The sequence below is a fragment of the Methylobacterium oryzae genome (assembly GCF_036441375.1).
In the GTDB taxonomy this organism is placed as follows: domain Bacteria; phylum Pseudomonadota; class Alphaproteobacteria; order Rhizobiales; family Beijerinckiaceae; genus Methylobacterium; species Methylobacterium oryzae_A.
Window position 1 is genome coordinate 332,496 of the sequence record NZ_MLCA01000017.1, and the last position, 6,901, is coordinate 339,396.

General features: G+C 73.0%; 6 protein-coding genes and 1 pseudogene. 1 reads left to right on the forward strand and 6 read right to left on the reverse strand.

All coding sequences use genetic code 11. From position 1 onward, the window contains the following. Positions 1–41: 41 nt before the first annotated feature. The 4 genes from MOTC310_RS32270 to MOTC310_RS32285 are packed head-to-tail and all read right to left on the reverse strand — an operon-like array spanning position 42 to position 2,868. Complete coding sequence (locus MOTC310_RS32270) at positions 42–554, reverse strand: DUF3305 domain-containing protein (RefSeq protein WP_091785514.1); 513 nt, start codon at positions 552–554, stop codon at positions 42–44. A gap of 1 nt (position 555) precedes the next feature. Continuing rightward, the gene (locus MOTC310_RS32275) at positions 556–1,566 is read right to left on the reverse strand and encodes a DUF6352 family protein (protein ID WP_331304720.1); all 1,011 of its coding nucleotides are present in this window, start codon (positions 1,564–1,566) and stop codon (positions 556–558) included. A 4-nt stretch (positions 1,567–1,570) separates the two neighbouring features. Then, entirely contained in the window at positions 1,571–2,122 is a 552-nt protein-coding gene (locus MOTC310_RS32280) for a DUF6505 family protein (protein ID WP_331304721.1), read from the reverse strand. Next, a complete protein-coding gene (locus MOTC310_RS32285) occupies positions 2,119–2,868 on the reverse strand; it encodes a biotin/lipoate--protein ligase family protein (protein ID WP_331304722.1) in 750 nt (249 codons plus the stop codon). Before MOTC310_RS32285 ends, MOTC310_RS32280 begins: the two co-directional genes overlap by 4 nt. 194 nt (positions 2,869–3,062) lie before the next feature. Here MOTC310_RS32285 and MOTC310_RS32290 point away from each other — a divergent pair, with 194 nt between their 5' ends. After that, positions 3,063–5,048, forward strand: coding sequence for a 4Fe-4S binding protein (locus MOTC310_RS32290; RefSeq protein WP_331304723.1), 1,986 nt, complete (start codon positions 3,063–3,065; stop codon positions 5,046–5,048). Positions 5,049–5,056: 8 nt separating this feature from the next. On the opposite strand, the gene MOTC310_RS32295 is transcribed toward MOTC310_RS32290, so the two are convergent. Both MOTC310_RS32295 and MOTC310_RS32300 read right to left on the reverse strand, forming a co-directional pair. Next, entirely contained in the window at positions 5,057–6,343 is a 1,287-nt protein-coding gene (locus MOTC310_RS32295) for a c-type cytochrome (RefSeq protein WP_331304724.1), read from the reverse strand. Between the two features lie 302 nt (positions 6,344–6,645). Further along, positions 6,646–6,901, reverse strand: a pseudogene (locus MOTC310_RS32300) (EF-Tu/IF-2/RF-3 family GTPase); the annotation flags it as partial.

The window sequence follows — 6,901 nt, forward strand, 5'->3', positions numbered from 1 at the left end:
GGCGAGCTTGCGCCGCGTCCAGCGCGAGAGGAACCCCTCGCTCATTCGCGCCGCTCCCGGGCCCCGTGCGCCCGGCGGGCCAGCGCCTCGGGATCTGCGCGATCACGCTTGCGCTTCTCGAACTTGCGCTCGACGTGGAAAGCCTCGAAGAAGGCCAGAAGCTTCGCCTGCACCTCCGGCGGCATCGGGACCGGCTCGACGATCTCGCCGACCCCTTCGGCCATGGATTCCCCCTCATACGGGTCGGCCGTGACGCTCGCGACCTCGTAGGTCTCGTCGCCGCTGTTGCGCAGGGCGACCCAGAGGGAGGGGCGACCGGAGACGAGATTGTCGCGGTAGTGCCCGGTCTCGCCCGGATGCAGCGCGACCTCGTACGAGCCGGCGTAGAAGGTCGCCTCGTCCTCGGTCTCGGAGAGCTTCGTCCAGGGCGAGGCCGCCGCCGCCGCCGGCAGCGCCCCGACCGGGAGCCAGGCATGGCTCGCCCAGGGGCCGGTCAGGCGCCGCCGCGCGACGATGATGCCGACCTCGAAACGATGCTCGGGCGTCGTGGACATGTCAGGCGGCCTCCCGGCCTTCGGCGAGGGGCAATCCGACGACGAGATTGTGCGGCTTGAGCTGCACGCTCCGATCCGCCGCCGCCGCGAGCAGGAGATAGACCGGGCGCTCCCCCACTGTCGGAAGGACCTGCGCGGGGTCGTCGAAGGTCAGGCTGAACACGGCGAGCACCCGCTCGCGCGTCCCGGCATCGAGCGTGTCGCCGCGCCAGAGCGCGTTGCCGATGCGGGTCGCCTCCTGGTCGAGACCGACGAACCAGCGCCAGTCGGGATCCTCCAGCCGGTCGAGGGGCGTCACGCGCACCGCGACGTTGAGCAGGTGGCCCACGAAGGTCTCGATCACCCGCGCCAACCCCGCGCGGCTGCGGGCATCGGAGCCGAGGTTCAGCGCCATCGTGAAGGCGTCCGACCGGCTCCAGTACGTCCAGGCATTCTCGGCCGTCAGCACGTCCAGCTCGTTCGCCGCCTCCTTGCCGAGCATCGTCAGCAGGGGCGAGAGCGGCGCGCCTCCTTCGCGCGCGGCGATCACCTCGGCGTCGGCCAGGAGCACGGCGCCCTCGTGGAAGCTCACGCGCTGGGGGCGGAAGAACAGCTCGGCCGCGCGCAGGACGAACGGATCGTCGCAGCCGTCGAGGGCGTTGCGCAGGATCAGGTGGACGAGCTGGTTCAGGAACAGGGACGGCACGCCCTGGAGGTCGCCGCGCACGAGCGACAGATATCCGGCCTCCACGGAGCGGGCCGCGAGCAGCCGATCGCGGAAGGCGAGGATCACCGCCCAGTTCTCCCGCGCGTCGGCGTCGGCGATGGCGGCAATCTCGGCGGGCTCCACAGGCCGCCGCGGCGCGTCCAGGAGGGCGGTGTGGAGCGCGACCTCGGACGCGCAGGCCTCGTCCGGCGGCACGAGTTCGGGCCGCGCCAGATAGGCGAGGATCAGCTCGTCCGTGACCATGAGGCCGCCGCCGGCGGTGCGCTGCGTGAGGTGATGGCCGCTCGAGACCCAGAACTCGGTCATCCGGTCAGCCTCCGGCCGTCGTATCACGCAGAAGGCCGACGAGGTCGGCCTGTTCCTCCGGTTCATCCGCGTCGGCCTCGACGAAGAGGAACGCGCGTCCGTGGGACCGGTCGAGGCCGGGCCGTTGGTGCAGCGTCCGGAAATCCTCCCGGATGCCCCCGTCCGTCGCGACGCGGTGCATCGCCACGACGCTGCCGACCGGCAGGTCGCAGAGGGACGCGGCGACGTCGAGTTCCTCGCGGGCGGCCGCACGGGCGGCTTCCCGGTCGGGCGCCCCGAAGTGCGCGTGGATGTGCCGGGCGAGGTGCTCCTCGGCCTGCGCGCGCTCCGCCTCGCTCGCCTCGCTCACCACAACCAGAGTGGAGAAGCCGAGCGAGCCGACGCCGACGAACCCTGAGCGGAAGGCCGCCAGGGCCTTGCCGGTCAGCCGCGACGGATCCCCGTCGAGGAACAGGAAGGTCCCGGTGACGGCCCATTCTCCGGGTTCGGCGGCCTGCGCGAAGACGAAGGTGTCGGAGGGATCGAGCCGCAGGGTTCGGGGAAGCTTGAGCGTCACAGCCGGACCCCGCCGGTCTTCGGATCGCGCCAGTCCGGCGCCTCCAGATTCGCGCGCAGCGGCAGACGCTCGACCCGCCCGTCGGGCCAGGTCAGCCTCGCATCGCCGTCGGCCTCGATCGTGGCCCGCACACCGGATTCCAGCGGCAGGTGGGCGAGGTAGTGCGCCGCGACGCGGCCGAAGCCGTCCTCGCGCCAGATCTCGAAGGTCTTGGTCAGGTGACGCGCGAAGCTCTCGACCAGGGGATCGCGCAGGCTCGTGCCGAAGCCTTCCTCCTCCAGGGCGGTGGATTCCGGCGTGTGCCCCGGGTCGCCCGTCGCCAGTTTCGAGGCGATCAGCATCCCCGAGAAGACCAGCCAGTCCGGCTCCGCGTCCTCGCGGCAGCCTTCGGGCCAACCGAGGCGGCCCCCTCCGAGGCGCGCGCCGTTGAACACCAGCGTCCCGGGCCACGCGAACGTCACCGGGATCTCCGGCGGTCCGAAGACGCCGACGGCATTCGCCAGGGCGACCATCCCGGCGAAGTGCGCCCGGCGCGCCGTGGCGAGCGGCTCGGCCGGGGCGAGGACCACGGCGACGTCGATCAGGTCCTCGCGCCGGCTCAGTACGAGCGTTGCCGCTTCCGCCTCGCCCGACGCGGCGAGCCGGCAGGCTTCCGCGTGGGCGTCGGAATGCGGCTCCGTCGCGCGCTCGCTGAAGCCGGGGGGCAGGACCAGCCTGGGCGGGCCGGCATCGACAAGGACGGTCATGGGGCGGTTTTGGCGAGGGGGCGATGAGAGTGCGGGCCAGGGTTGCGGCCTGCGCCCCCATGCCGGATCGTTGTTTCGAATGGTTCGAGTATAAGGGACCGGCCCCGCCGCGCGAAGGGGCCCTCCATTCGCAGTTGTATCCAGGTCCGATCTTGTCCGACCGCCTCGTACTCGCCTGCTCCTGCGAGGGGACGATGTCCCTCGACACCGCCGTCATGGGCAAAGCGTGTGGCGGCGAGCTTCGCACCGCCGACCAGCTCTGCGGCCGCGAACTCGACCGCTTCCGGGAGGCCCTGGCCACCGGGCGGCCCGTCACCGTGTCCTGCACGCTCCAGGCGCCGCTCTTCGACGAGGTGGCCGAGGACGCGGAGGCCGGGGACCGGGTGGCCTACGTCAAGATCCGGGAAACCGCCGGCTGGTCGTCCGAAGCCGCGGCGGCCGGACCGAAGATGGCCGCCTTGCTGGCCGCGGCGGCGGAGCCGCTCCCCGACGCCGCCACCGTGTCCCTGGAAAGCCGCGGCGTGGCCCTGATCTACGGGCGGGACGAGGTGGCCGTCGAGGCCGGCCGGCGGCTCGCCGAGCATCTGGACATCACCGTCCTGCTGACCCGCCCCCGCGACATCCCGCCGCTTCACCGCAACGCCTTCCCGATCCTGCAAGGCACGGTGCGGACCGCGAAAGGATACCTCGGGGCGTTCGAGCTCGGCATCGACGATTACGCCCTGCCTGCCCCGTCCTCGCGGACGCACCTCGTCTTCGGCGCGCCGCGAAACGGCGCCGTGTCGACCTGCGATCTCGTCATCGACCTCTCGGCCGGCGCGCCGCTGTTCCCGGCACACGCGGTGCGCAGCGGTTACCTGCGCGCGGATCCCGGCGATGCGGCCGCCGTCGAGCGCGTGCTGGCGGAGGCGTCCCACCTCGTCGGCACGTTCGACAAGCCGCGCTTCATCGACTTCCGCGGCGACTTGTGCGCCCACAGCCGCTCCCGCATCACGGGCTGCACGCGCTGCCTCGAGGTCTGCCCGACCGGCGCGATCGCGCCCGCGGGCGACACCGTGCACATCGACCCATACGTCTGCGCGGGATGCGGCACCTGTGCCGCCGTCTGCCCGACGGGAGCCGCCGCCTACGCGCTGCCAACCTCCGACGCGCTGATGCGCCGGCTGCGCAGCCTGATGCGCGCCTACCGGATGGCGGGCGGGCAGAACGCCCTCATCCTGTTCCACGACGGCGACCACGGCGAGCCGCTCATCGACGCCCTCGGCCGCTACGGCGACGGCCTGCCCGCGCACGTGCTGCCGGTGCAGGTCAACGAGGTGACGCAGATCGGACCGGAGGTGATCGCGGCCCTGTTCGCCTACGGCGCGGCCGGAATCCGGGTCCTGGTCCGGGCCCGGGCCAAGCACGACCTCGAACCCCTGTACCGGACCCTGACCCTCGGGGACACGCTCGCGCAGACGCTGGGCTACGGTGCGGACGGTGGCGGGCGCGTGGTCGAGACCGTCGAGACCGACGACCCGGACATCCTGGGCGCCGCCCTTCGGCAAGCCGCGCCGGCGCGGCAGGCCGCGGTGCCGGCCGGTCTGCTGTTCCTGGGGAACAAGCGCGAGGTGCTGCGCCACGCCTTCCGCAGCATGCACGGCGCCGCACCGGCCCCCGTCGACCGGGTTCCGCTCGCGGCCGGGGCTCCCTTCGGAGGCCTCGATTTCCGGATCGCCGACTGCACCCTGTGCCTGGCCTGCGTGAGCGCCTGTCCGACCCAGGCACTCTCCGACAGTGCCGAGCAGCCGCTTCTCGCCTTCGAGGAGAGCCTCTGCGTGCAGTGCGGCCTCTGCGCCGCGACCTGTCCCGAGGACGTCATCACCTTGCGTCCGCAGGTGGATTTCGCGGCCTGGGCGGCGCCCCGGCGCATCGTCAAGGAGGAGGAGCCCTTCTGCTGCACGCAATGCGCCAAGCCCTTCGGCACGCGCTCGACGATCGAGCGCATCATCGAGCGGCTGCGCGAGCGGCACTGGATGTTCAGCGGGGCGGGCGGCGAGGCGCGCCTGCGCGCGCTGACGATGTGCGAGGATTGCCGCGTCGAGGTCGCGGTGAACCAGGGCTTCGATCCGCACGCGGGGCCGGAACGCGACAAACCCCGCACGACCGAGGATTACCTACGCGAGCGCGCGGGCGGCTGACCGGCGCCTCAGCGGGGCGCGGTGGCGCGTTCGAGGAACTCGATCAGCGCCGCGCGGTCCGCTTCGCTGCCGATCGTCTGCTCGGGCATCTTCGTCCCGGGCGTGTAGCGGGCGGGGCCGATCTCGAAGAGCCGCGAGACCGTCTCGGGCGTCCAGACGAGATCCATCCGCTTCAGCGAATCCGAGTACCGGTAACCGGGCACGCTGGCGATCCGGCGGCCGAACAGGCCGGCCAGCGTCGGCCCGGCCCTGACGCCCTCGTCGGGCGTCAGCGTGTGGCAGGCGACGCATGCCCCGAACACCTCGGCGCCCCGGCTGCCCTGCCTGGACGCGAGGGGATCTGCCGGGCGCCGCATGATCAGCGCGCCGATCGGTTCGCCGCTCCGCGCATCCCAGCGCCGGACGAGGCGGTCGCCGCCGCCCGTGAGGAGTTCGGCCCCGTCCGGACGCCACGCGAGCGACCAGACCGGAAGGCCCGGCCCCACGAGTCGCAGCTGGACCCGGCCCGTCGCCCGGTCGACCACCGCGATGGTGCCGCCCGCCGTCGCGGCAGCCACCCTGGCTCCGTCCGGAGACAGGGCCAGGGCGATCACAGGGTTCGGGCCGAGTTCGGCAGCGATCCGGACCGTTCCGTCGGCGCGGACGACGCGGAGGATCGCGTCTGCCCCGGCGACCGCGACCTCGCCGTCCGGAGCGACCGCGACGGCGTTGAGGCCTGTGGGGGCGGTGGCGAGGACCTGGGACGCGCCCTCTGCCGCCCAGAGCCGCACCGCTCCGTCGGCACCGGCCGTGACCGGCGCGCCGCTGGGCAGGAAGGCCACCGCGTTCACAGGGCCGCGATGCGGATCGAGCAGCCGGCTGTCCCCTCCGGCGAGCGGCCAGATCCGCGCCGTGCCGTCCCAGGAGGCGGAGGCGAGCGACAGGCCGTCCGGCGAGACCGCGAGCGCGACGATCGGGCCCGTATGGCCCTCCAGCACCCGTTCGGGCTCCGCGCGCCCCAGGCGCCAGAGGGCGATCCGCCCGTCCTCGGAGGCCGTGGCGAAACGGCCGTCCGGCAGCGCGGCGACCGCGTTCACCGCGCCGTCGTGGAAGCGCAGCACGCCCAGCGCGGCACCGGTCTCGATGGCCCACACGATGGCGGATTGGTCGAAGCCGCCCGAGATGGCGAGGCGGCCGTCGGCGGTCACGGCGAGCGCCCGTACCGGGCCACCGTGGCCGCGCATCTGCGCGCCGGCCGGTACGCCGCAGAGCAGCAGGAGGGCGATCACGCCTAGGATCCGCGCGAAGCTGGTCATCGGGGCTCGGCTCTGGAGGGGCCGCCCACCATAGCGGAGCGCCGGCCGGCCTGTCGCGGCGGCTCCGGCGATCATCGATCGCCTTCCGGGCGCGGATACAGCGCGCGCGGCGTCGCCGGGGCGGCGCACAGGCCGAATCTTGATCATCACCTCGGGATGACGCATCGCTCCGGCGATGATCCGAACCGCCTCCGCGGCCCTGCTGCCGCTCCGGGACGCGCTGCCCCTGCTCTGTGGCGACGTCGCGCCCGTCCCGCCCTGCCGCCTGACGCTCGCGGCGGCGCAGGGCCGGATCTCCGCCGAGGCGTGTGGCGGCCGCCCTCCTCCTTGGTCAGGATGTACGCCTCGGCCTTGAACTTCGAGTGCGGCTTCACCGAACCCGGCTTGCACACGACCTGGCCGCGCTCCACGTCCTCGCGCTTCGTGCCGCGCAGGAGCACGCCGACGTTGTCGCCCGCYTGGCCCTGGTCGAGCAGCTTGCGGAACATCTCGACGCCCGTCACCGTCGTCTTGGTGGTCGCCCGGATGCCGACGATCTCGACTTCCTCGCCCACCTTC